Source organism: Streptomyces sp. YGL11-2, assembly GCF_050054615.1.
Taxonomy (GTDB): Bacteria; Actinomycetota; Actinomycetes; order Streptomycetales; family Streptomycetaceae; genus Streptomyces.
This window is the reverse complement of the sequence record NZ_JBNHIN010000012.1, coordinates 127,336-149,301: the sequence shown is the minus strand read 5'-3', so window position 1 is coordinate 149,301 and position 21,966 is coordinate 127,336. Positions and strand designations below refer to the sequence as shown.

Annotated in this window: 18 protein-coding genes; 2 read left to right on the top strand and 16 right to left on the bottom strand. The window is 71.7% G+C overall.

All coding sequences use genetic code 11. The features are described from left to right. Positions 1–51: 51 nt before the first annotated feature. Both ACO1BR_RS16530 and ACO1BR_RS16525 read right to left on the bottom strand, forming a co-directional pair. The gene (locus tag ACO1BR_RS16530) at positions 52–585 is read right to left on the bottom strand and encodes an alkyl hydroperoxide reductase (protein ID WP_159508289.1); all 534 of its coding nucleotides are present in this window, start codon (positions 583–585) and stop codon (positions 52–54) included. Positions 586–590: 5 nt separating this feature from the next. Beyond that, positions 591–1,145 carry a peroxiredoxin gene (locus tag ACO1BR_RS16525; protein WP_189303380.1) on the bottom strand — a complete coding sequence of 185 codons (555 nt, stop codon included), beginning with the start codon at positions 1,143–1,145 and terminating at the stop codon, positions 591–593. 139 nt (positions 1,146–1,284) lie between these two features. Here ACO1BR_RS16525 and ACO1BR_RS16520 point away from each other — a divergent pair, with 139 nt between their 5' ends. Continuing rightward, a complete protein-coding gene (locus tag ACO1BR_RS16520; RefSeq protein ID WP_426795818.1) occupies positions 1,285–2,244 on the top strand; it encodes a hydrogen peroxide-inducible genes activator in 960 nt (319 codons plus the stop codon). 3 nt (positions 2,245–2,247) lie between these two features. Here the strand turns inward: ACO1BR_RS16520 and ACO1BR_RS16515 are convergent, their stop codons facing one another. The 9 genes from ACO1BR_RS16515 to ACO1BR_RS16475 all read right to left on the bottom strand — a co-directional run bounded on the left by ACO1BR_RS16515 (position 2,248) and on the right by ACO1BR_RS16475 (position 12,047). After that, a complete protein-coding gene (locus ACO1BR_RS16515; protein ID WP_426795817.1) occupies positions 2,248–2,874 on the bottom strand; it encodes a Uma2 family endonuclease in 627 nt (208 codons plus the stop codon). Between the two features lie 100 nt (positions 2,875–2,974). Further along, positions 2,975–3,574, bottom strand: a complete 600-nt coding sequence (locus tag ACO1BR_RS16510; protein ID WP_426795816.1) for a Uma2 family endonuclease — start codon at positions 3,572–3,574, stop codon at positions 2,975–2,977. Between the two features lie 108 nt (positions 3,575–3,682). Then, positions 3,683–6,118, bottom strand: a complete 2,436-nt coding sequence (locus tag ACO1BR_RS16505) for an FtsX-like permease family protein (protein ID WP_426795815.1) — start codon at positions 6,116–6,118, stop codon at positions 3,683–3,685. Then, the gene (locus tag ACO1BR_RS16500; RefSeq protein WP_426795814.1) at positions 6,115–6,801 is read right to left on the bottom strand and encodes an ABC transporter ATP-binding protein; all 687 of its coding nucleotides are present in this window, start codon (positions 6,799–6,801) and stop codon (positions 6,115–6,117) included. Before ACO1BR_RS16500 ends, ACO1BR_RS16505 begins: the two co-directional genes overlap by 4 nt. Further along, positions 6,798–7,322 carry a PadR family transcriptional regulator gene (locus tag ACO1BR_RS16495; protein WP_426795813.1) on the bottom strand — a complete coding sequence of 175 codons (525 nt, stop codon included), beginning with the start codon at positions 7,320–7,322 and terminating at the stop codon, positions 6,798–6,800. Before ACO1BR_RS16495 ends, ACO1BR_RS16500 begins: the two co-directional genes overlap by 4 nt. Positions 7,323–7,442: 120 nt before the next feature. Next, complete coding sequence (locus ACO1BR_RS16490; protein ID WP_426795812.1) at positions 7,443–9,815, bottom strand: FtsX-like permease family protein; 2,373 nt, start codon at positions 9,813–9,815, stop codon at positions 7,443–7,445. Further along, entirely contained in the window at positions 9,812–10,498 is a 687-nt protein-coding gene (locus ACO1BR_RS16485; RefSeq protein ID WP_426795811.1) for an ABC transporter ATP-binding protein, read from the bottom strand. The genes ACO1BR_RS16490 and ACO1BR_RS16485 overlap by 4 nt, the downstream gene beginning before the upstream one ends. Before the next feature lie 290 nt (positions 10,499–10,788). Further along, positions 10,789–11,070: a hypothetical protein gene (locus ACO1BR_RS16480; protein ID WP_426795810.1), complete on the bottom strand. Its 282-nt coding sequence runs from the start codon at positions 11,068–11,070 to the stop codon at positions 10,789–10,791. Beyond that, on the bottom strand, positions 11,067–12,047 hold the full coding sequence (locus ACO1BR_RS16475) for an SPFH domain-containing protein (protein WP_426795809.1): 981 nt from the start codon (positions 12,045–12,047) through the stop codon (positions 11,067–11,069). The genes ACO1BR_RS16480 and ACO1BR_RS16475 overlap by 4 nt, the downstream gene beginning before the upstream one ends. 274 nt (positions 12,048–12,321) lie before the next feature. Here ACO1BR_RS16475 and ACO1BR_RS16470 point away from each other — a divergent pair, with 274 nt between their 5' ends. Further along, complete coding sequence (locus ACO1BR_RS16470) at positions 12,322–14,622, top strand: transglycosylase domain-containing protein (RefSeq protein ID WP_426795808.1); 2,301 nt, start codon at positions 12,322–12,324, stop codon at positions 14,620–14,622. Between the two features lie 86 nt (positions 14,623–14,708). On the opposite strand, the gene ACO1BR_RS16465 is transcribed toward ACO1BR_RS16470, so the two are convergent. The 5 genes from ACO1BR_RS16465 to ACO1BR_RS16445 all read right to left on the bottom strand — a co-directional run bounded on the left by ACO1BR_RS16465 (position 14,709) and on the right by ACO1BR_RS16445 (position 21,917). Beyond that, positions 14,709–16,172: a catalase gene (locus ACO1BR_RS16465; protein ID WP_426795807.1), complete on the bottom strand. Its 1,464-nt coding sequence runs from the start codon at positions 16,170–16,172 to the stop codon at positions 14,709–14,711. Positions 16,173–16,373: 201 nt separating this feature from the next. Continuing rightward, entirely contained in the window at positions 16,374–18,683 is a 2,310-nt protein-coding gene (locus tag ACO1BR_RS16460; RefSeq protein ID WP_426795806.1) for a SpoIIE family protein phosphatase, read from the bottom strand. An 87-nt stretch (positions 18,684–18,770) separates the two neighbouring features. After that, complete coding sequence (locus ACO1BR_RS16455; protein ID WP_426795805.1) at positions 18,771–19,454, bottom strand: class I SAM-dependent DNA methyltransferase; 684 nt, start codon at positions 19,452–19,454, stop codon at positions 18,771–18,773. Between the two features lie 221 nt (positions 19,455–19,675). Continuing rightward, on the bottom strand, positions 19,676–20,410 hold the full coding sequence (gene fomD / locus ACO1BR_RS16450) for a cytidylyl-2-hydroxypropylphosphonate hydrolase (RefSeq protein ID WP_426795804.1): 735 nt from the start codon (positions 20,408–20,410) through the stop codon (positions 19,676–19,678). A gap of 112 nt (positions 20,411–20,522) precedes the next feature. Beyond that, positions 20,523–21,917 (bottom strand): class II fumarate hydratase, encoded by a 1,395-nt coding sequence (locus ACO1BR_RS16445; RefSeq protein ID WP_426795803.1) that lies wholly within the window; start codon positions 21,915–21,917, stop codon positions 20,523–20,525. Positions 21,918–21,966 lie beyond the last annotated feature (49 nt).

The window sequence follows — 21,966 nt, the reverse complement described above, 5'->3', positions numbered from 1 at the left end:
CCCGCGGACGCGATGTCCGCGGGGTTCCGCGCGTTGCGAGGGGTCCGCCGATTACTCGGCGAGCGCGGCCTCGGCGTCGAGGGTGGCGCCGACGGCCTGCAGGACGGCCGCGATCTTGACGGCCTCCTGGATCGTCTCGCGGTCGACACCGGCCTTGCGGAGCACCTGCTCGTGCGAGTCGAGGCACATCCCGCAGCCGTTGATGGCCGAGACGGCCAGCGACCACAGCTCGAAGTCGACCTTGTCCACGCCCGGGTTGCCGATGACGTTCATCCGCAGACCGGCGCGCAGGGTGCCGTACTCCGGGTCGGAGAGCAGGTGGCGCGTCCGGTAGAAGACGTTGTTCATCGCCATGATGGCGGCGGCCGACTTGGCGGCCGTGTACGCCTCGGCGGAGAGGTTCGCCTTCGCCTCGGGCTCCAGCTCGCGCAGCACCTTGGGGGAGCGCGAGGCGATGGCGCAGGCCAGCACCGTGCCCCACAGCTGCTGCTGCGGCAGAGCGGAGTTGCCGATCACCGAACCGAGGTTCAGCTTCAGGTCCTTGGCGTAGTCCGGAACGGCGGACTTGAGGTCATCGAGAGCCATGAGTGTCACTCACCGGCCAGCAGCGCGACCGCGTCCAGCGTGTCCTCGCCCTTGCTCCAGTTGCAGGGGCACAGCTCGTCGGTCTGGAGCGCGTCGAGGACCCGGAGGACCTCCTTGGGGTTACGGCCGACGGAGCCCGCGGTCACCATGGTGAACTGGATCTCGTTGTTCTGGTCGACGATGAAGACGGCGCGCTGCGCGAAGCCGTCCTCGCCCTCGATACCCAGGTCGCGCATCAGCTCGTGCTTGGAGTCGGCGAGCATCGGGAAGGGCAGGTCGGTCAGGTCCGGGTGGTCCTTGCGCCAGGCGTGGTGCACGAACTCGGAGTCGCCGGAGAAGCCCAGGATCTGCGCGTCACGGTCGGCGAACTCGTCGTTCAGCTTGCCGAACGCGGCGATCTCGGTCGGGCACACGAAGGTGAAGTCCTTGGGCCACGCGAAGACGATCTTCCACTTGCCCTCGTAGGTCTTGTGGTTGATCTGCTCGAATTCCTTGCCCTTCTCCAGCGAGACACAGGCAGTCAGGTCGAACTCGGGGAACTTGTCACCGACAGTGAGCACGCGCTCTCCTTGTTGCGAGAAAGTCCCTTGTGGGGTCTTTCTGTCTTTCTTTGAGGCTTGGACGGGTTCCACGGTGCCACAGCAGGCATTGATCAGGGAAATAGCTAGACTGGTAGATGTTGATCGGAGGTGGTTATCAGTGGCTTCCCCCACGAGCCCCGGCGGGCGGCCCCGCCAGCCCAGCCTCGCCCAGCTGCGGGCCTTCGCCGCGGTCGCCGAGCATCTGCACTTCCGGGAGGCGGCGGCCGACATCGGCATGAGCCAGCCCGCGCTGTCCGGCGCCGTCTCCGCACTGGAGGAGGCGCTCGGGGTGCAGCTTCTGGAGCGTACGACGCGCAAGGTGCTGCTCTCGCCGGCGGGGGAGCGGGTGGCGGCCCGCGCTCGTACGGTCCTGGACGCGGTCGGCGCCCTGATGGAGGAGGCGGAGGCGGCCCGCGCGCCCTTCACCGGCGTCCTGCGCCTCGGCGTCATCCCGACGGTCGCGCCGTATCTGTTGCCGACCGTGCTCCGCCTCGTCCACGACGCCTACCCCGCCCTGGACCTCCAGGTCCACGAGGAGCAGACCGCCTCGCTCCTCGACGGCCTGGCGCACGGGCGGCTCGACCTGCTGCTGCTCGCGGTCCCGCTGGGCGCCCCCCAGGTCACCGAACTCCCGCTCTTCGACGAGGACTTCGTCCTGGTCGCCCCCAAGGAGCACTGGCTCGGCGGGCGCGGCGACATCCCCCGCGAAGCGCTGAAGGAACTCGATCTGCTGCTGCTGGACGAAGGCCACTGCCTGCGCGACCAGGCGCTGGACATCTGCCGCGAAGCGGGCCGGGACGAGAACACCCCCGTGACGACCAGCGCGGCGGGCCTGTCCACACTCGTCCAACTGGTGGCCGGCGGGCTGGGCGTGACCCTGCTGCCGCGCACCGCGCTCCGGGTCGAGACCGCCCGCAACGACCGGCTGACCACCGGCTACTTCGCGGACCCGGCCCCGGCTCGCCGGATCGCCCTGGCGATGCGCAGCGGCTCGGCCCGCCAGCGCGAATTCGAGGAGTTCGCGGGGGCGTTGCGGGGGGCGCTGCGGGGGTTGCCGGTGCGGATGGTGAAGGGGTGAGGGTCAGCGGCGCGTGTTGCGGGGCCTGGCGTCATCCAGCACCTGCGTGACGTCCAGGGTGACTTCGGCACCGATGGATTCCGGGAGAGTGACCTTGTCCCCGGCTACGTGGATGCGGTGCATGGCGTAGCCGTCCTCCATGGGCTCGGTGAGGACGTGGAGGCGTTCGTGCTTCCGGTCGACGATCAGGTACACGGGAATCTTCGCCGCGCAGTAGGCGGCGACTTTGATGCGCAGGTCGTTGATGTCATTCCCGGATGTGATCTCAACGACCAAGCGGAACACCGCAGGGTCACAGCAGCCGTAATCGATGATGTGGTCCTGGGCATCAGCGTCTACGACAGCGAGATCCGGAATGGCGAAGTTCGCCGGGCCGTCCGGAAGCCAGAGGCCAAGACCCTCGACGATCTCCGTATCGCCGCCGTCCAGGCCCGCGGCGATGAACGGGCGCCTCAGGCGGCTCAGCCCCAGCGCGTGAGAGGGGTCTGGGAGTGGGGACCAGGTGAGGTCGCCTCCGAGGATCTCGATGCGGTAGCCCGGAAGCTGCTCCATGAGCCGGTCGGCCTGTTCGAGAAGCGTGAGCGGCTCGTGGCCAGGCATGTATGGGCGCTCGACGGCTGCTGCGGACATTGCATGCCTCCCGTGGGCTGGTGCCGAGACCATCGTCGTAGGCAGAGGCGGTCGCTCTCGTCTCGTACGACAAGCGTTCACCCGTACGGGGATCAGGCTCTCAAGGACGGGCCGCTTCGAGGATTGCTGCGACGTCGAGGGTGATCTCGGCGCCGATGGAGTCGGGGAGCGTGACCTGCTGGCCGGCGGCGTGGATCTGGTGGGCGCGGTACTCGTTGGCGAAGGGGTCGGTCAGGACGTGGATGCGCTCCTTGCGGCGGTCGACGATGACGTAGACCGGGATCTTGGCGATGGCGTAGGCGGCAACCTTCGTCTTGAGGTCGGTGGCGTAGTTGGACGACGTCACCTCCAACACCATGCGGAAGATGGCGGGGTCGTAGCAGTTGGCCTCGACGAGGTGGTCTCGGTAGTCGGCGTCCACGACGGCGAGGTCCGGAATGGCGTAGTCCTCGGGGCCGTCGGGGAGCCAGAGGCCGATTGCCTGGGCCACTTCTGTCTCTGCGTTGACCGCGGGCGCGAACGCGAAGGTGAGCTTGGTCAGTGAAACGGCGTGCGCGCCGTCGGCAGGCGGTGTCACGGTGAGGGATCCCCCGAGGATCTCGACGCGGTGCCCGGGCAGCAAGTGAGTGAGCTTCTCGGCTTCCTCAAGCAGACTCGGCAGTTTGCCCACATGAGGTCGTTCGACTGCTGCGGCAGACATGCGGTGCCTCCTGATGGCTGGTATCGAGGTCATCATCGTAGGCTCAGCCGCCCTCGTGCGGCCGGTCCGGCGCCGTTCACCCGTCCGTGATGGACCCGCCGCCCCGCCTCACTCCGTGCGCAGGCCCTCCGGCCGCATCATGCGCCACAGGGGCGGCAGGCTCAGGGCCGTGACGAAGAGGATGACCGCGGCGCCGATACCGGCCATGCCGGCGACCACCGGCCAGTCGACGGTGACGGTGCTGCCGATGATGACGAGCAGCAGCGTGCCCAGGGTCAGGCCGCAGGCCAGGGCGAGGGCCAGGCCCAGGAGCACCGGGAGCGTGGTCTGCCACAGGACGGACCAGCCGAGGGTGGCGCGGCGGGTGCCGTGGGCGTCGAGGGCGGAGAGCAGCCGGCGGCGTTCGTGGAGCTGCTCGACGGTGGAGATGATCAGGCCCGCGCCGATCAGCAGCAGGGTGGTCACGGCGCCGAGGAAGAGCGCGGTGCGGACGCCGTCGTACTGCCTGTCGTGCGGGTTGTCGACGGAGGAGGACTCGAACATCGACGGGTTGATGCGGGCCGCGGTGTTGCGGATGTGCTCGACGGCGTCGGGGGTGGCCCGGTCGAAGTCGACCCGCAGTTCCATGTCCGGGCTGCCGAGCCGGCCGGCGTCGAGGGCCGCCGGGGTGATCAGCAGGTCGTACTGGAAGGGGTGGGCGTCGGAGAGGTCGCGGGCCGGTGCCGGGCGGGCGGTCGGGGGGATCGTCCAGGGGCGGGGCGGGGTGGGCTCGCCGTAGCCGCGCGGGGGGTTGAGATCGACGGTGGCGCCGGGCGCGAGGCCGATGTCCCGGCTCGCCTCCCGGGCGGGTGTGGTGAGGAAGACCTCGCCGTCGCGGCAGGAGGGGAGGTGGGCGAGCCGGCCGAGTTCCGCGCAGCTGCCGAGGGCGACGGTCGCCGGGATGTCGCCGTTGGCGGCGGGCAGCCGGCCGACGCTGCCGACGACGGTGCCGCGGGCCTGGCTCACCCCGGGGGTGGCGCGCAGCGCGGTCAGCGCCTGCTGGGTCTGCTGCCAGCCGGCGGCATTGCCCCAGAAGCCGATCTGCGGGATCCGCCCTGACTTGGCGTAGGCGTCCTGGTAGCCGGCCTGCATGCCGGTCATCAGCATGTGGATCGCGATCGCGCCGGCCACCGCGACGGTGATGCCGCTGACCGCGCGGGTGGCCGAGCCGCTGCTCAACTGGAGGCGGCGGATCGCCAGTTGCCAGGGGACCGGGCCGCCGCGCAGCCGGCCGACGACCGCGTCGACCAGCCACGGCAGCAGCGCCGTGACACCGAAGAGCAGGAGTGTCGAACCGGCGGCGAGGTGGACGGTGTTGAGCGGGGTGTCGTGCCAGGGGTGTTCCCGGGTGAGCGGGAGCAGCAGCAGGACGCCGGCGACGGGGAGCAGCAGCCGCCACCACAGGCGGCGGCGGACGGGCGGGCGGTTGCGGACGATGCCGAGCGGTTCGACGGTGATGCCGCGCTGGGCGAGGAGGGTGACCAGGACCGCCGCCGCCGGGACGAGGAGCACGATCAGCGCGGCCGGCAGGGGGGCGGGGGTGACGTCCGCGGGGAAGACGTTGATGTCCCAGAGGGTGATCGCCGACGCCAGCCGCCGGGCCGCGAGGAACAGCGCGCCGCCGCCCAGCAGTCCCAGCAGGGCGCCGAACAGCGCCTCGCCGGAGGCGATCCGGCGGGTGGTGGGGACGTCGGCGCCGACCAGCCGGAGGGCGGCCAGCCGGCGTTCCCGGCGCTCGTTGCCGAAGCGTACGGAGGTGCCGATGAAGACCATCACCGGCGTCATCAGCGCCACACACGTCATGATCACCAGGACCACGGCGGGCGCCCGCAGCGGCTGCGGGTCCCAGTTCTTGCCGAAGTGGTCGACGCGGTAGCCGTCGGGTTCGTGCAGGGTGCCGCTCTGCGCGAGGTAGGTGAGTTCCCGGGGGCCCTGGAGGCCCTCGTCGCCGATCACTCCGGCGGTGGTGTAGTTCAGGCGCTCGCGCAGCAGGGTGCCCTCGGGGGAGGCCAGCAGCTCGTGCAGTGCCGGGGAGACCAGCATCCGGCCGGGGCCGGGGAGTTGGCGGATGCCGGGCGGTACGGGCGGGTGCGCGCCGTCCGGGCGGATCAGCCGGCCGCGGATCTGCTCGCCGTGGAACGTGGTGTTCGCCGAGGCGTAGAGCACGGTGTGGTCGCCGGCCTTCGGCGGGTGCTCCTGGCCGAGGTTCTCGCGGGCCTTCTCCCGGCCGTGCCAGGCGTCCATGAGCGTCGGCACGGAGGCGCCGATCAGCAGGACGGCCACGCCCAGGGCGACGCCGGCGGCCGTCAGGGCCGTACGGATCCAGCCCTCGCGGCCGCCGCCGGCCGCGAACCGCATCCCCATCGCGAGGTCGCGGGCCCAGGTGAGGGGGCCGGAACGCCGGGCGGCGGGCGGGAGGGAAGGCGCGGCGGGCGGCGGGGGAGCGGTGGGTGTCGAGGTGCCCCGCCCGCCGGCGGTGCCGGCTCCCGGGCGGAGCGGGCTCATATCCGGCCCGCCAGGTCCTTCACTCGGCCGTCGCGGACGACGATCTCGCGGTCCGAGTACGCCGCGACCCGGGCCTCGTGGGTGACCAGCACGACGGCCGCGCTGGTGTCCCGGGCGGCGTTGGTCAGCAGGGTCAGCACGCGCTCGCCGTTGAGCGAGTCCAGGGCGCCGGTCGGCTCGTCGGCGAAGATCACCCGGGGGCGGGTGGCCAGCGCGCGGGCGACCGCGACCCGCTGGCCCTGGCCGCCGGAGATCTCGCCGGGCCGCTGCCCGGCCGCGCCCTCGACCTCCAGCTGCTCCAGCCAGTCGCGGGCCTGCCGTTCGGCGTCCCGGCGCTTGGTGCCGTTCAGTCGCAGTGGCAGCGCGACGTTCTCCAGGCAGGTCAACTCCGGTACCAGCTGGCCGAATTGGAAGACGAACCCGAAGTCGGTACGGCGCAGCGCGCTGCGCTGGGCGTCGGTGAGTTCGGTCAGGGTGTGCGGGCCGTAGCGGACGGTGCCGCGATCCGGCGGGATGATGCCGGCGAGGCAGTGCAGCAGCGTGGACTTGCCGGAGCCGGACGGGCCCATGACGGCGACGACCTCGCCGGGGTGCACGGAGAAGTCCGCGCCGTCCAGGGCGGGTGTCGGCCCGTACGCCTTGGACAGCCCCTCCGCCGCGAGCAGGGAACCCTCGGGCGTCATGTACGGACCGCCTCCGCGAGCTTGTCCAGCCGGGCGGCGGTCAGCTCCAGCCAGCGCAGATCGGCTTCGAGGTGGAACAGCGCATGGTCGCAGATCAGCTGGTCGGCGAGGTCGCCGGAGCGCTTGCGCTCGGTCAGTGCGCGCATCAGCCGCAGATGCTCGGTGCGCTGGGTGTCGAGGAGTTCGGCGGCGTCCCGCTCGGTCAGCAGGGCCAGCACGATCTTGGTGTAGAGCGTCGACTGGAGGTACGGCTCGGGCTTCTCCGGGCGGGCCAGCCACTGGGCGACGTCGGTGACCCCGGCGTCCGTGATGGCGTACCGCTTGCGCTCCGGGCCCGCCCCGGCCTCGACGCCGTCCACCTCGACCAGGCCGTTCTTCAGCAGCCGGGACATCGTGGAGTAGACCTGCCCGTAATGCAGCGGGCGGTCCTGGCCGAAGTGCTCGTCGAAGGTCCGCTTGAGGTCGTAGCCATGGCGGGGGCCGGACTCCAGGAGGCCCAGCAGCGTATGACCGATTGACATGCGGACCACCTTACCCGGGGGTGTATCGCCGGTGTATACGCGCTGTGTATATGGCTGTGTATATGCAGGTGGAGGAGGGCGGGGCGCCCCCGCGCGCCCTCACCCGCCCCCGCCCCCGTGTCACTCCGTCCGCAGCCCGTCCGGCCGCATCATCCGCCACAGCGGCGGCAGGCTGAGCAGCGTCACCACCAGGACCAGCACGCCTCCGGCGGCGGTCAGCGGCCAGACCACCGACCAGTCGAAGGCGGTCTTCCCGGCGATGTGGAGCAGCGCCAGGCCGAGCCCGGCGCCGCCGGCCAGCGCCAGCGCCAGCCCCAGGGCGACCGGGACGGCGGTCTGCCACAGGACCGACCAGCCCAGCGTGGCGCGCCGGGTACCGAAGGCGACGAGGACGGACAGCAGTCGGCGGCGTTCGCGCAGCTGCTCCAGCATCGTCACCAGCATGCTGGCGGCGATCAGCGCCAGGGTCGCGACGGCCGCGGTCCGCAGGCCCTTCTGGACGCTGGCGAACTGCTTGTCGCGCTCCAGGTTCTGCACCGGGGAGACCCGCATGCCCGGGTCGATCCGGGCGGCGGTGTTCCGGACGTGCTCGACGGCGTCCGGCACCCCCGCGTCGATCTGGATCACCGCGCGGGCCGTCGGGTGGTCCAGCAGCTTCAGGTCCAGCGCGCCGGGGGTGGCGAAGACGCCGAAGGCCATCCGTCCCGTGGCGTCGGGACGGGAGTCGACCGTGCGGGCGGAGGCCGGGACGGTCCACAGCCGAGGGTCGGTCCGCCGGTCGCCGGCCTCGTCGTCCCAGGCGAAGTCCACCGTGGCGCCGGGCCGCGCGGTCTTGGCGAGGTAGTCGCCGTCGACCGCACCGGTGCTGTCCTTGACGATGAAGGCGTCGCCGTCCTTGCAGGAGCCGGTGTGCGCCAGTTCGGCCAGGGTGGCGCAGTCGCCGACGGTGAGCTGCGTGGACGGGCGGAAGTCCTCGCCCGGGCGGAGCGGGCCGGGCCGCGTGGCGGAGGCGTCGATGGTCGCCATGACGCGCCGGACGCCCTCGGTCGTACGGAACTCGCTGATCATCTTCCGGATCGTGGCGACATCGCGGGACGGCAGCGACGTATGGATCTGCGCCCGGCCGGAGTCCATGCCGGTGATCTTCATGAAGTCGCCCTGGATCGCGGAGAAGAACAGCTGGAGCGCGATCGCCCCGGCGACCGCGACGGTGATCCCGCTGACCGCGCGGGCCGCGGTGTCGCCGCTGAGCTGGAGCCGCCGCACGGCCAACTGCCAGGGCACCGGCCCGCCCCGCACGCGCGCCACAGCGGCGTCCACCGCCCACGGCAGCAGCAGCGCCACCCCGAGCAGGAACAGTGCCGCGCCGCCCGCGACCAGATACGGATCGACCCCGCCGCGGCCGACCTTGCCGTTGAGGAGCAGCAGCGCCAGCCCCGCCACCGGGAGCGGTAGCCGCCACCACAGCCGGCGACGGCGCCCCGTGCCGCTGCGGGCCACGCCCAGCGGCTCGATGTTCACCCGGCGCAGCGCGAGGAGCGTGACGGCGACCGCGGACAGCGGCACGGCGAGCAGCACCAGCGCGGCCAGCCCGGGGACCGGGGTCACATCGGACGGGAAGACGTTGATGTTCCAGACGGTGGCGCCGCCGACGAACTGCCGGGCCGACAGGAAGATCCCGGCCCCCACCAGCAGTCCGCACAGCGCCCCGAACAGCGCCTCGCCGGCCGCCGTCCGCCGGGTCATCCGGATGTCGGCGCCGATCAGCCGGAGCGCGGCCAGCCGCCGGTCGCGGCGCTCGCCGCCGAACCGGACCGCCGTGGCGATGAAGACGGCCACCGGCATCAGCAGCACCACGCAGCCGACGATCAACAGCGTCAGCATCAGCGGGTCCAGCGGGTCGGCCACATCGCGGGCGCCGAACCCGGCGGTCCGGTGACCCCCGTTCTCCGTGGTCAGCGTGGCACTGCCCGCGTAGTAGGCCAGCTCCCCCGGGCCGACCAGACCGGGCTCGCCGATGGTGCCGACGTCCTTGTAGGGCAGCCGCTCCCGGAGCAGCCGGCCCTCCGGCGAGCCGATGAGGTCGCGCAGCGCGGGGGAGACCACCATCTCGCCCGGTCCCGGCAGCGCGCCCGTCCCCGGCGGGACGGGCGCTTTGGCGCCGTCCGGCCGCAGCAGTCGTCCGCGTACCGGATCGCCCCGGAAGCTGGTGTCCACGTCGGCGGTGACCAGGGTCGCCGCCGACCGGTGTGCCGTGTCCGGCGGGTCGATCGGGAGCCGGGCGTCGCTGCGCTGCGCCCGGCTCTCCAGCATGGTCGGGATCGATGCCGCACCGAGCAGCAGCGTCACGCCCAGCCCCACGCCGAGTGCGGTCAGCAGGGTGCGGGTCCAGCCCTCGCGTCCGCCGCCGACGGCGAAGCGCATGCCCATTCCGAGGTCCCGGGCCCAGCCGCGCGGCCCGCCCCCGGCGGTCGTCGCCGTGTCCGTGCTCATGCCGTGCCCGCCATCTCCCGGGCGATCCCGTCCCGCACCACGACCTCCCGGTCGGCGTACGCGGCGACCCGGGACTCGTGGGTGACCAGTACGACGGCCGCGTCGGTGGCGCGCGCAGCGTCGGTGAGCAGGCCCATCACCCGCTCGCCGTTGAGCGAGTCCAGTGCGCCGGTCGGCTCGTCGGCGAAGACCACCCGCGGGTGGGGGGCCAGCGCGCGGGCGACCGCGACGCGCTGGCCCTGGCCGCCGGAGATCTCGCCGGGCCGCTGCGTCGCGACGCCGTCCACCTCCAGCCGCGCCAGCCAGTCGCGGGCCTGCCGTTCGGCGTCCCGGCGCTTGGTGCCGTTCAGCCGCAGTGGCAGCGCGACGTTCTCCAGGCAGGTCAACTCCGGCACCAGCTGGCCGAATTGGAAGACGAAGCCGAAGTCGGAGCGGCGCAGTGCGCTGCACCGGGAGTCGCCCAGCCCGGTGAGGACGTGGGTGCCGTACCGCACCGTGCCGGAGTCCGGGCGGATGATGCCGGCGAGACAGTGCAGCAGCGTGGACTTGCCGGAGCCGGACGGGCCCATGACGGCGACCACCTCGCCGGCGCGGATCGTGAAGTCCGCCCCGGCGAGCGCGGGCGTGGGCCCGTACGCCTTGTGCAGCGCGCGGGCTTCGAGCAGGGAACCGTCCGGGGTCATGTGCGGGCCTTTGGGAGTGCGGGCAGGGGGTGGCGTCGTAGCGACATGCCGAGCACTCTACACGAGGTGTATACGCACGATGTATAGTCGGGGTTCCCGGGGCGCCGGCGCCCCGGGGCCGTGGGTGCGGAAGGGCTCCGGCGCGGTCACTCCCCGGTGGATCCGTCCTCCGTGCGCGGCGCCTTGGGCGGTCGCCCCCGNCCCCCCCCCCCCCCCCCCCCCCCCCCCCCCCCCCCCCCCCCCCCCCCCCCCCCCCCCGGGGCCGTGGGTGCGGAAGGGCTCCGGCGCGGTCACTCCCCGGTGGATCCGTCCTCCGTGCGCGGCGCCTTGGGCGGTCGCCCCCGCCGCGCCGGCGCCCCGGCCCCCCGCGGTAGCCGCCCCGCGTCGGCCAGCGCCTTGCGGAGCAGGAACTCGATCTGCGCGTTGGTGCTGCGGAGTTCGTCGTTGGCCCAGCGGGTGAGCGCGTCGTGGATCAGCGGGTCGAGCCGCAGCAGCACCTGCTTGCGCTGCTGCGGCCGGCCGCCGGCGGGCCGCTCGGGGTCGGCGGGCCCCCCTGTGGAGCCTGTACTCACTGGTAGAGGGAGCCCGTGTTGAGGACCGGCTGGGCGGCCCGGTCGCCGCACAGCACCACCATCAGATTGCTGACCATGGCGGCCTTGCGCTCCTCGTCGAGTTCGACGATGCCCTGCTCGTTGATCCGCTCCAGGGCCGACTCGACCATGCCCACGGCGCCCTCGACGATCTGCTGGCGGGCCGCGACGATCGCGCCGGCCTGCTGCCGCTGGAGCATCGCGGAGGCGATCTCGGGGGCGTAGGCGAGGTGGCTGAAGCGGGTCTCGATGATCTGCACGCCGGCGGCCTGGACCCGCGCGGTCAGCTCCAGCGCCAGCTGATCGGTGATCTCCTCGGCGTTGCCGCGCAGCGACAGGCCGCCCTCGTCGTGGGCGTCGTAGGGGTACTCGATCGCGATGTGCCGGACGGCCGCCTCGGTCTGGGTGGCGACGAACTCCAGGAAGTCGTCGACCTCGAAGAGCGCCTGCGCGGTGTCCTCGACCTTCCAGACGACGATCGCGGCCAGCTCGATGGGGTTGCCGTAGGCGTCGTTGACCTTGAGGACCGCGGTCTCGTGGTTGCGCACCCGGGTGGAGATCCGGCGGGCGCTGGTGAGCGGGTTCACCCAGCGCAGGCCGTCGGTGCGGATGGTGCCGACGTACCGGCCGAAGAGCTGGATCACCCGAGCCTCGCCGGGCGCGACCATCTTCACGCCGGTCATGCAGAAGAGCGAGCCGACCAGCAGCACGACGCCGGCGATGACGGTCGGGACGGCGACGGCGTTGTTGCCGCCGTTGCCGATGACGCCGCCGACGGCGATCACCGCGACCCCCAGGGCGACGCCGAGGACGGTCAGCAGCAGGGCCAGGCCGCCGGGGATGCTGTTCGCGCTCCGCTCGCGGACCTGCGGGGCCGGCATCTCGGGGGCGTCGACGGTGTCCGCGGCCGCCCGGTCGGCCGGTGCGGAGCCGTGGGAGGTCGGTGTCGGATCGGGCATGAGGGTCCCCGTTTCTCAAGGAAGGCGCACCGCGCGGCGCGTGAGGTGCGCCGCAGTGCGCGCTTTCGCTGGTCTAGCAAAGTGATATCACTTTAACCCTTCGGCCTGGCCCGGTCCAGGCCCGTGCCGTGCGCCCCCCGGATGGTTGCGTCCCCGGCCCGTGCTGTATGTCACGTCGGGAAAAGCCTTGATCGATGAGGATTTGTTGACAGATGCGGTGTTAGCTTCGACAGCTGAGTTATCCGGGGGCGGAACGACTGGAGTTGCTGGAGCGATGGGCCGAGCGGACGCGAGACGGGCGCGGCAGGGGAGCGCCCGCCGGGGCAAACCGACACAGAAGAGGTCCGGCATACGCCGGTTCTTCACTTGGAAGAAGATCCTCGGGACGTTCCTCGGCGTCTGCCTGCTGGGCATCCTCGGCTTCATCGGCCTCTACCTGTACGTGGACATACCGGCCGGCAACAAGCAGGCCCACCTCCAGAGCAACGTCTTCAAGTACGCGGACGGCTCGGTCATGGCGCGGGCCGGCGCGGTCAACCGCGAGACCGTCCCGCTCAGCCGGATCCCGAAGGACGTCCAGCACACCTTCGTCGCCGCCGAGAACAAGACCTTCTACCAGGACTCCGGCGTCGACCTGAAGGGCACCCTCCGCGGCGTCCTGAACACCCTCCGGGGCCAGGGCAAGCAGGGTGGCTCGACGATCACCCAGCAGTACGTCAAGAACTACTACCTGAGCCAGGAGCAGACGGTCTCCCGCAAGCTCCAGGAGATCGTCATCTCCCTCAAGGTGGACCAGAAGTACTCCAAGGACACGATCCTCGCCGGCTACATCAACACCAGCTACTACGGCCGCGGCGCCTACGGCATCCAGGCCGCCGCGCAGGCGTACTACGGCGTGGACGTCGACAAGCTCACCGTCTCCCAGGGCGCCTACCTCGCCTCGCTGCTCCAGGCGCCGAGCCAGTACGACTGGGCCACCGCGAGCGACGCCGGCAAGCAGCGGGTCAAGGACCGCTGGGCGTACACGCTCAACAACATGGTCGAGATGAAGTGGCTGTCGCCCGATGACCGCGCCAAGCAGAAGTTCGAGATACCCAAGCCGCCCAAGCCGCTGCCCGGCCTGACCGGCCAGACCAGCTACCTCGTCGCCGAGGCCAAGAAGGAGCTCTTCGCCCAGGGCGTCGACGAGACCGAGTTCGAGGCCGGCGGCTGGACCGTCACCCTCGGCATCGAGAAGGACAAGCAGAAGGCGCTGGAGCAGGCGGTCAAGCGCAAGCTGACCGACGACCTCGAACCCAAGACGCGCTCGGTCGACGCGGCCGCCCAGCTCGGCGCCACCTCGGTGGACCCGAAGACCGGCTACGTCGTCGCGATGTACGGCGGCGCCGGCTACCCGAAGCACTACACCGACAACGCGACCCGCGAGGACTACCAGGCGGCCTCCACCTTCAAGCCGCTGATCCTGGCGTCCGCCATGGAGAACCACGCACAGACCCAGGGCGGCGTCCCGATCACCCCGAACGCGATCTACGACGGCCACAACCGCCGTCCGGTCGTCGGCGGCACCATCCCCTTCGCGCCGCCCAACGAGGACGAGCACGAGTACGGGAAGATCACCGTCCAGACGGCCACCAACAACTCCGTCAACGCGGTCTTCGCGCAGATGGGCGCCGACGTCGGCCTGGACAAGGTCAAGCAGACCGCGGTCAGCCTGGGCCTGAACGGCTCCAGGATGGACGTCAAGCCCGCCATGACCCTGGGCACCATGGGCGCCAGCCCGATCCAGATGGCCGGCGCGTACGCGACCCTCGACAACCACGGCATGAAGGTCACCCCGACCCTGGTCATGAAGGCGGTGCACAGCACGAACGGCACCGACAAGAGCGTCTCGCTGAAGAACCCGATCGGCGACCAGGTCCTGTCCCGCAGGACGGCCGACACCGTCACCTCCGTGCTGACCGGCGTGGTCAACGACGGCACCGCGTCGGACGCCGTGAAGAACACCTCGTACAAGGCGGCGGGCAAGACCGGTACCTCCGACGACAACAAGTCGGCCTGGTTCGTGGGCTACACGCCCAAGCTGGTCACCGCGGTCGGCATGTTCGGCGAGGCCCCGACCGGCGGCGCCCAGGTCTCCCTGAAGGGCACCGGAGGCGGCGGCCGGGTCAACGGCGGCGGCTACCCGGCGCGGGTGTGGGCCGACTACACCCAGAGCGCGCTGGGCGACAGCGGCGCCGGCGAGTTCGACCTGGAGACGGACCTCGGCGCCGGGGTGCCCCCGACGCCCACGCCGACGCCCAGCCACATCCCCTCGGCGACGCCGAGCCCCACGCCCAGCCACACGCCGTCCGGCACCCCGACGCCGTCCGGCTCCCCGTCGAGCAGCGAGTCCGGCCGTCCGACGGGCCGCCCGACGCCGACCGGCGGCACCTCCGGCCCGCCGAACGGCGGCACCAACGGCACCGGCGGGGCCAACGGGATCGGCGGCGGCAACGGCACCGGCGGGAACGGCACCCCCGGCGGCGCCACCGGGAACAACGGCGGCAACCCCGTGCCGAACAACTTCGGCGGCTGACGCCCGCCCCGTCGCGGCACACCGCGGCCCCCACCCGTCCGGGTGGGGGCCGCGGTGCCGTGCTGCGGTGCTGTGCGGGAGGGCGGTCAGCCGCCGTTGACCTTGGCGGCGATCCGGTCGCCCACGTTCTTGTCGATGTTGCGCCAGTACTGGAGCGCCCGGTCCAGCACCGGCCGGCTCACCCCGTTCCGCAGGTGCCCGGCGACGTTGCCGACCAGCCGCTCCCGGGCCGCGTCGTCCAGGACGCTGCGGACCATGGTCCCCGGCTGCCCGAAGTCGTCGTCGTCGCTCCGCAGGGTGTACGCGTGCCGCACCATCTCGCCGCTGCTCTCCCAGCCCGCCGGCTCCCCGAAGTTCGCGGTGTCGGCCGCCGGGCCGCCGTAGGAGTTCGGGGCGTACGGCCGGGCCGTGCTCGACGGGTCGAAGCGCATCGGGCCGTCCTTGGCGTACGAGTGGACGGGCACATGCGCCCGGTTGGGCGGCAGCTGCGCGTAGTTCGGGCCGATCCGGTACCGGTGGGTGTCCGGGTACGAGAAGAGCCGGCCGAGCAGCATCTTGTCCGGGGACGGGCCGATGCCCGGCACCATGTTGGACGGCTCGAACGCGGCCTGCTCGACGTGGATGAAGTAGTCCTCCGGGTTCCTGTCGAGCGTCATCCGGCCGACCTCGATCAGCGGGTAGTCGCCGTGCGGCCACACCTTGGTCAGGTCGAACGGGTTGAAGCGGTAGTCCACGGCGTCCGCGAACGGCATGACCTGCACGTACAGCGTCCACGACGGCGCGTTCCCGCTGTCGATCGCCTCGTACAGATCGCGCCGGTGGCAGTCCGCGTCCTCGCCGGCGATCCGGTCCGCGTCCTCCTGGGTGAGGAAGTCGATGCCCTGGTCGGTCTTGAAGTGGTACTTGATCCAGAACTTCTCGCCGCCGGCGTTGACCCACATGTAGGTGTGCGAGCCGTACCCGTTCATGTGGCGGTAGGTCTTCGGGATGCCGCGGTCGCCCATCAGCCAGGTGACCATGTGGGCCGACTCCGGCGACAGCGTCCAGAAGTCCCACTGCATGTCGTTGTCGCGCAGCCCGTTCTCCGGGCGGCGCTTCTGGGAGCGGATGAAGTCCTGGAACTTGATCGTGTCCCGTACGAAGAAGATCGGCGTGTTGTTGCCCACCAGGTCGTAATTGCCGTGCTCGGTATAGAACTTGAGGGCGAAGCCGCGCGGGTCGCGCCAGGTGTCCGGGGAGCCCTGCTCGCCCGCGACGGTCGAGAAGCGGGCCAGCATCTCCGTGGTCTTCCCCGGCTGGAAGAGATCCGCCTTGGTGAACTGGCTGACGTCGTTGGTGACCTTGAAGAATCCGTACGCGCCGCTGCCCTTGGCGTGCACCACCCGCTCGGGGACCCGTTCGCGGTTGAACTGGGCCATCTTCTCGATGAGGTAGTGGTCATGGAGCAGGATGGGGCCGTCCGGACTCACGGTGAGCGAGTGCTCGTCGCTCTCCACCGGGATACCGGTGTTGCTCGTTGTGCGGGGGACGTTCTGGGCGGTGCTGGTCATTGGAGGAGTGCCTCCCGTTCGATGACTGGCCGTGGGGGCGGGGAGCAGGGGTGAATTGCCTCTTCAATCCCTTTTGCCCCCACCCAAGCAGTCAACGCCGTCCGCGGCATGTCGGCAAGGGCGAAAGGGGCCGCGGGTCCGCAAAGCCAGGGACCCCGCCCGGTCCGGACGGGGTCCCTGCTCACGGAGCGGCGGCGCGGGTCAGCCGCGCGGTGCCCCCGGCGGCATCGACAGCTCGAACCAGACGACCTTGCCCATGCTCAGCCGGGTCGCACCCCAGCGCCGCGCCATCCGGTTGACCAGGTAGAGCCCGCGACCGCCCTCGTCGGACGGCCGGGCCTGGCGCAGCCGCGGCAGCTGCGGCACGTCGTCGCCGACCTCGCAGCGCAGGACGTCCGTGCGCAGCAGCCGCAGCGTCACCGGCCGCTCCGCGTACCGCACCGCGTTCGTGACCACCTCGCTCACCAGCAGCTCCAGCTGATCGGTCAGCTCCTCCAGACCCCAGCGCGCCAGCGCCCGGCGGGCCAGCCGGCGCGCCTGCCCGGCCGTCTGCGCCTTCGGGTCCAGATACCAGTACGCGACATCGCTCGGCGCGATCCCGTCGAACCGGGCCGCCAGCAGCGCGATGTCGTCATCGCGGTCGCCGGGCCCCAGCATGTCCAGCACCTCGTCGCACATCGGCTCCAGCGGCGGCGGATTGGGACCGGTCAGCCGGGCCGTCTCGGCCAGCCGCTCCCGCAGTTGCTCGATACCGGTCCACACGTCCCGGATCCGCGACTCGACCAGACCGTCCGTGTACAGCACGAGGGTGGCGCCCGCCGGGGCGTCCAGCTCCACCGCCTCGAAGTCCACCCCGCCGACCCCGATCGGCGCCCCGGACGGCACCCGCAGCACCTCCGCACGCCCGCCGCGGTGCAGCATCACCGGCGGCGGATGCCCGGCGTTGGCGATGGTGATCCGGTGCGCCACCGGGTCGTACACCGCGTACAGGCACGTCGCCATCCGGTCCGTGCCCAGCCGCTGGGCCTGCTCGTCGAGATGGTGCAGCACCTCCTGCGGCGGCAGGTCCAGCCCCGCCAGCGTCTGCGCTGTCGTCCGCAGCTGGCCCATGATCGCCGCCGAGGTCATCGAGTGCCCCATGACGTCGCCGACCACCAGCGCCACCCGGCTGCCCGGCAGCGGGATCGCGTCGTACCAGTCGCCGCCCACCCGGGCCGTCTCCGCGGCCGGCAGATAGCGGCTGGCGAGCCGGACGCCGGTCGGCTGCGGCAGCGAGTCCGGCAGCATGGTGCGCTGCAGCGCGTCGGCGATGTACGCCTCCCGGCCGTAGAGCACCGCCTTGTCCACGCCCAGCGCCGTGTGCGTCGCCAGCTGCGCCGCCACCAGCAGATCGTCCGGCTCGAACGCCGGCCGGTCCGGGCGGCGCAGGAACACCGCGGCCCCGATCACCCGCCGGCGTCCGCGCAGCGGCGCCAGGATCACCCGGTGGCCGCCCGGCAGCCGGGTGTCCGGCCCCAGCAGCTCGGGCAGCGCGGTCCGCGCCGCCTGGGCCTCACCGAACAGCGGGCGCACCCCGCGCAGCACCTCGGCCAGCGGCCCGCCCGGACGCACCTCCGACAGCTCCGCCGCCGTACCGCCCATCGCGGGCCCCAGATCCGGCTGCGCGGGCAGCACCGGCAGCCGCAGCCCGTTGGTGTCCGGCTCCTCCGGGATCCGGTCGGTACGCCGCAGCCGCAGCACCACCGGGCCGGTAGGCCGCTCGTCGCCCACCGGCAGCGGATCGCGCAGATACACCAGGATCGCGTCGGCGAACGTCGGCACCGTCGCCCGGCACAGCCCCAGCACGATCTCGTCCAGATCGATACCGCGGGCGATCCGCCGGGTCGCCGCCCCGATGAACCGCAGCCGGTCACCGCTCGCCTGCCGGGCCGCGGCTGTCTCCTGGGTCTCCCTGCTCTCGCCCGGATGCGCCGAACGCGCCGGCGGCACCGTCGGCGGCTCCGGCGCCCCTGCGGCCTGCGCCCCCTCGCCGTCCGGCCGCGGGCGCTGCTGCCGGTGCCCCGGCTCGTCGCCCGGCACGCCTCCCGGCCGCCCGTCAGCGGGCATGGCCACCTCCCCGTACGAGTCGTACGACCCGCCGTACGAGCCCCCGTACGACGCGCCGTAAGAACTGTCGCGGGCATCGCCGTACGCCCGCGAGGCGTCACCGGCCGGACCGTGGTCCGCGGCCGGCTCGGCGTCCCCCCGCGTGGCTCCCTGGCCGTCCGGCGGACCCGCGGAGGCGGTGGCGGAACGGTCACCGCCGATGCCGATGTCGTCCCCGCCGCGCACCGCGAAGCCCGCCCCCGGCACCGGGACGAACCCGGTGGCGGCGGGCTGCTGCAGGGCGCTGCGCGGATCCGGTACGCCGCCGGGCGGCGCCGTCCCGGCCGTCCCCGCGGAAGGGGACGCCGAGGGCGCGGCGGTCGGGGCCGACCGCCGCGATTCGTGGGAGGTGGGATGCTCCGTCACGCGTGGGATTCCATCCGTCCGGGGCTGGCGCCTACGCGCCGCGTTCCGGGCGCGCCACTCGGGCGGGCGCGCCTGACGCGGTGCGGGTCAAGCGCGTCGCAGGTGCATAAAGAGCTGGATTTCCGGTGGTACGTCCGTACTCGCCGGGGCATACGCATACGAGTCCTCCCCGACGACATCGAATCCCGCGTCGCGCACGACCCGGCGCAGGTCGTCCCGCAGGTATCCCGATACCCGGATCGACTTGCCCAGGAACGGAATGGTGAAGTCGTCGACATCCGCCTCGACCATTGCCAGGGCCATCAGCCCCTCAGGACGCAGCAGATCATGCAGCATGCCCAGCGCGTAAGGGATTTCCGCACGAGGCATCATCAAGAGCGAGAAATAGGCGGCGATTCCGTCGAAGGAACCGGCACCGCCGAGCCGGCCACCGCGCAGATCCGCGATGTCCAGCCGGTGGAATTCGGCGCCCGGGACGTTGTCCCGGGCCAGTTTGACCATGGTGGGGGAGAGGTCGATTCCCACGACCCGGTGGCCGGCGCCGGACAGTTGACGGGCAGTCGGCAGGCCCGTGCCGCAGCCCGCGTCCAGGATCCGTGCCCCGGCGGGCAGCGCACCGGCCAGCCAGTCGCCGGAAGCGATCTGCCCGTCCTTGTGCGGAAAGGCCGCTTCGTATGCGTCGCCGATCGCGTCGAACGCCTCGGCCTGCCCGGCTCTGTCCAGTGCTAACCGGTTCAGTCCCTCGTACGCGTCGTAGCTTGTCGCGCTCACGATCTCGCCCCTCCTGCGACCGCGGTCAAGTTCGTTTCCCCGTTCTGGAGTTGCGCCTGTGCAGTCTTGCGGAGGACGATCCTACGTTTGAAGACCCAGGGCGCAGCAAGGGGGCTGGGTACCGCTTCTCGCGGGGCGGGAAACAGCATTGCCCATAGGCGCACCTTTCCACCGTTCGCCCCCTTCACTCGCTTCAATCTCCTCTTTTCCCGTTTGCTACCTCACGAGAGCAAACGATCGGGTGGCCGGTCCCAGTTCTCCGGCAGCTCCGGAACACCCCAGGCCGGATCGGGCCGCCAGTCCTCCCAGCCGTCGGAGAACGGCCCGGCCCACGCCGCGATCTGTGCGACCGCGGCGCGCCCGGCGGATCTGACGGCGTCCGCCTGTGCGTCCGTCACCAGCCCGTCCCGCCGCGCCTGGGCGAACTCGTCCTCGTCCCGCCACTCCCAATGCCGGTCCGGATAGACGCAGATGTCCAGGAAATGGTCGAGTGAGTCGATTCCGCCCGCCCAACGGCGGCGCGGCTCCTCCAGATTGACGTACCAGTTCTTGAAGTGCCAGCCGCGCTCCCAGAACAGCCACACCGACCAGGGATCGCCCGGCCGGGCCAGCTTCAGCACACCGTTGCCGAACCACTGGTCGCGGACGGTGCGCCGCGGTGTGGTGTAGCGGGTGGCCAACGGCTCGCGGTGCACCGGCGTCCCGTCGGCGAGCGCCGGCTTGATGCAGTGCGTGCCCGGCGCCATCCACACCGCGAGCAACTCCTCGGTGTCCTGCACGACGGTCACCGGACGACAGATGTGGAACCGGTCGGCCTCGGCGTTGTCCCGGTAGCGCCACAGGACGTGGTCCCCCGGCGCCCAGCGCCCCGGTACCGCCGGTCGCCCCGCCCCGGCCGCCGTCGCACCTCTGCCGGCCGCTTCGCCTTCCGTCGTCTCCACCATGTCCGCCGTCATGAGCAGATCTTAGGCGCGGTGCGTTACGCGCGTGGTGACATGCGTCGCACCCGCGGTTACGGACGGGGCACAGGCCGGACGTGGGACAGCCCACGGGATCGTCGGCTCGCCCCTACGGACGGGTCATGCGCAACACGTCCAGTGCCTCGTCGAGTTGTTCCTCCGTCAGCAGCCCCCGCTCGACATAGCCGCCCTCGATGACCACCTCGCGGATCGTCTTCCGCTCCGCCAGCGACCGCTTGGCCACCTTCGCGGCCTCCTCGTACCCCAGGTACCTGTTCAGCGGCGTCACCACCGACGGCGACGACTCGGCGTACTCCCGGGCCCGTTCCACGTTCGCCGTGATGCCGTCCACCGTCCGGTCCGCCAGCAGCCGCGAGACGTTCGCGAGCAGCCGGATCGACTCCAGCACGTTCCGCGCGATGACCGGCAGCATCACGTTCAGCTCGAAGTTGCCGGCCGCCCCGGCCGCCGCCACCGTCGCGTCATTGCCGGTGACCTGCGCGGCGACCATCAGCACCGCCTCCGGAATAACGGGATTGACCTTCCCCGGCATGATCGACGACCCCGGCTGGAGGTCCGGCAGACCGATCTCCGCGAGCCCGGTGCGCGGCCCCGACGCCATCCACCGCAGATCGTTCGCGATCTTCGTCAGCCCGACCGCGATCGTCCGCAGTTGCCCGCTCGTCTCCACGATCCCGTCCCGCGCCCCCTGCGCCTCGAAGTGGTTGCGCGCCTCCGTCAGCGGCAGCCCCGTCGCCCGCGCCACCTCCGCGATCACCGCGGCCGAGAACCCCGGCGGAGTGTTGATCCCGGTCCCCACCGCCGTGCCCCCGAGCGGCAGTTCGGCCAGCCGCGGCAGCGACACTCGCAGCCGCTCGACGCCGTACCGCACCTGCGCGGCGTACCCCCCGAACTCCTGCCCCAGCGTCACCGGCGTCGCATCCATCAGATGCGTCCGCCCCGACTTCACCACCGCGGCGAACTCCTCCGCCTTCCGCTCCAGCGCCGCCGCCAGATGCTCCAGCCCCGGAATCAGATCGTTCAGCACCGCCGACGTCGCCGCGATGTGAATCGACGACGGGAACACGTCGTTCGACGACTGGCTCGCGTTGACATGGTCATTGGGGTGCACGTCCTTCCCCAGCCGCTCACTCGCCAGCGTCGCGATGACCTCATTGGCATTCATGTTCGACGACGTCCCCGACCCGGTCTGGAACACGTCGATCGGGAAGTCCTCGTCCCAGCGCCCCTCGGCCACCTCCGCTGCGGCCTCCGCGATCGCCCCCGCGACCTCCTTGCCCAGCACCCCCAGCTCGGCGTTGACGACCGCCGCCGCCCCCTTGATCCGCGCCAGCGCCTCGATGTGCGCCCGCTCCAGCCGCTGCCCGGAAATCGGGAAGTTCTCCACGGCACGCTGCGTCTGCGCCCGCCACTTGGCATGCGCGGGCACCCGCACCTCACCCATCGAGTCGTGCTCGATCCTGTACGCGCTGTTTTCACTCATGCCTATGACAGTGCCCGAGATCGCCGATCTGTTCCCGGGCCTGGTGCTT

What these genes read in the sequence shown, in the direction of transcription:
- ACO1BR_RS16530 (WP_159508289.1), bottom strand. Translation starts at nt 585, where the DNA reads ATGGCTCTCGATGACCTCAAGTCCGCCGTTCCGGACTACGCCAAGGAC.
- ACO1BR_RS16515 (WP_426795817.1), bottom strand. Translation starts at nt 2,874, where the DNA reads ATGTCCGCAGCAGCCGTCGAGCGCCCATACATGCCTGGCCACGAGCCG.
- ACO1BR_RS16510 (WP_426795816.1), bottom strand. Translation starts at nt 3,574, where the DNA reads ATGTCTGCCGCAGCAGTCGAACGACCTCATGTGGGCAAACTGCCGAGT.
- ACO1BR_RS16505 (WP_426795815.1), bottom strand. Translation starts at nt 6,118, where the DNA reads ATGAGCCCGCTCCGCCCGGGAGCCGGCACCGCCGGCGGGCGGGGCACC.
- ACO1BR_RS16500 (WP_426795814.1), bottom strand. Translation starts at nt 6,801, where the DNA reads ATGACGCCCGAGGGTTCCCTGCTCGCGGCGGAGGGGCTGTCCAAGGCG.
- ACO1BR_RS16495 (WP_426795813.1), bottom strand. Translation starts at nt 7,322, where the DNA reads ATGTCAATCGGTCATACGCTGCTGGGCCTCCTGGAGTCCGGCCCCCGC.
- ACO1BR_RS16490 (WP_426795812.1), bottom strand. Translation starts at nt 9,815, where the DNA reads ATGAGCACGGACACGGCGACGACCGCCGGGGGCGGGCCGCGCGGCTGG.
- ACO1BR_RS16485 (WP_426795811.1), bottom strand. Translation starts at nt 10,498, where the DNA reads ATGACCCCGGACGGTTCCCTGCTCGAAGCCCGCGCGCTGCACAAGGCG.
- ACO1BR_RS16475 (WP_426795809.1), bottom strand. Translation starts at nt 12,047, where the DNA reads ATGCCCGATCCGACACCGACCTCCCACGGCTCCGCACCGGCCGACCGG.
- ACO1BR_RS16470 (WP_426795808.1), top strand. Translation starts at nt 12,322, where the DNA reads ATGGGCCGAGCGGACGCGAGACGGGCGCGGCAGGGGAGCGCCCGCCGG.
- ACO1BR_RS16465 (WP_426795807.1), bottom strand. Translation starts at nt 16,172, where the DNA reads ATGACCAGCACCGCCCAGAACGTCCCCCGCACAACGAGCAACACCGGT.
- fomD (WP_426795804.1), bottom strand. Translation starts at nt 20,410, where the DNA reads ATGACGGCGGACATGGTGGAGACGACGGAAGGCGAAGCGGCCGGCAGA.
- ACO1BR_RS16445 (WP_426795803.1), bottom strand. Translation starts at nt 21,917, where the DNA reads ATGAGTGAAAACAGCGCGTACAGGATCGAGCACGACTCGATGGGTGAG.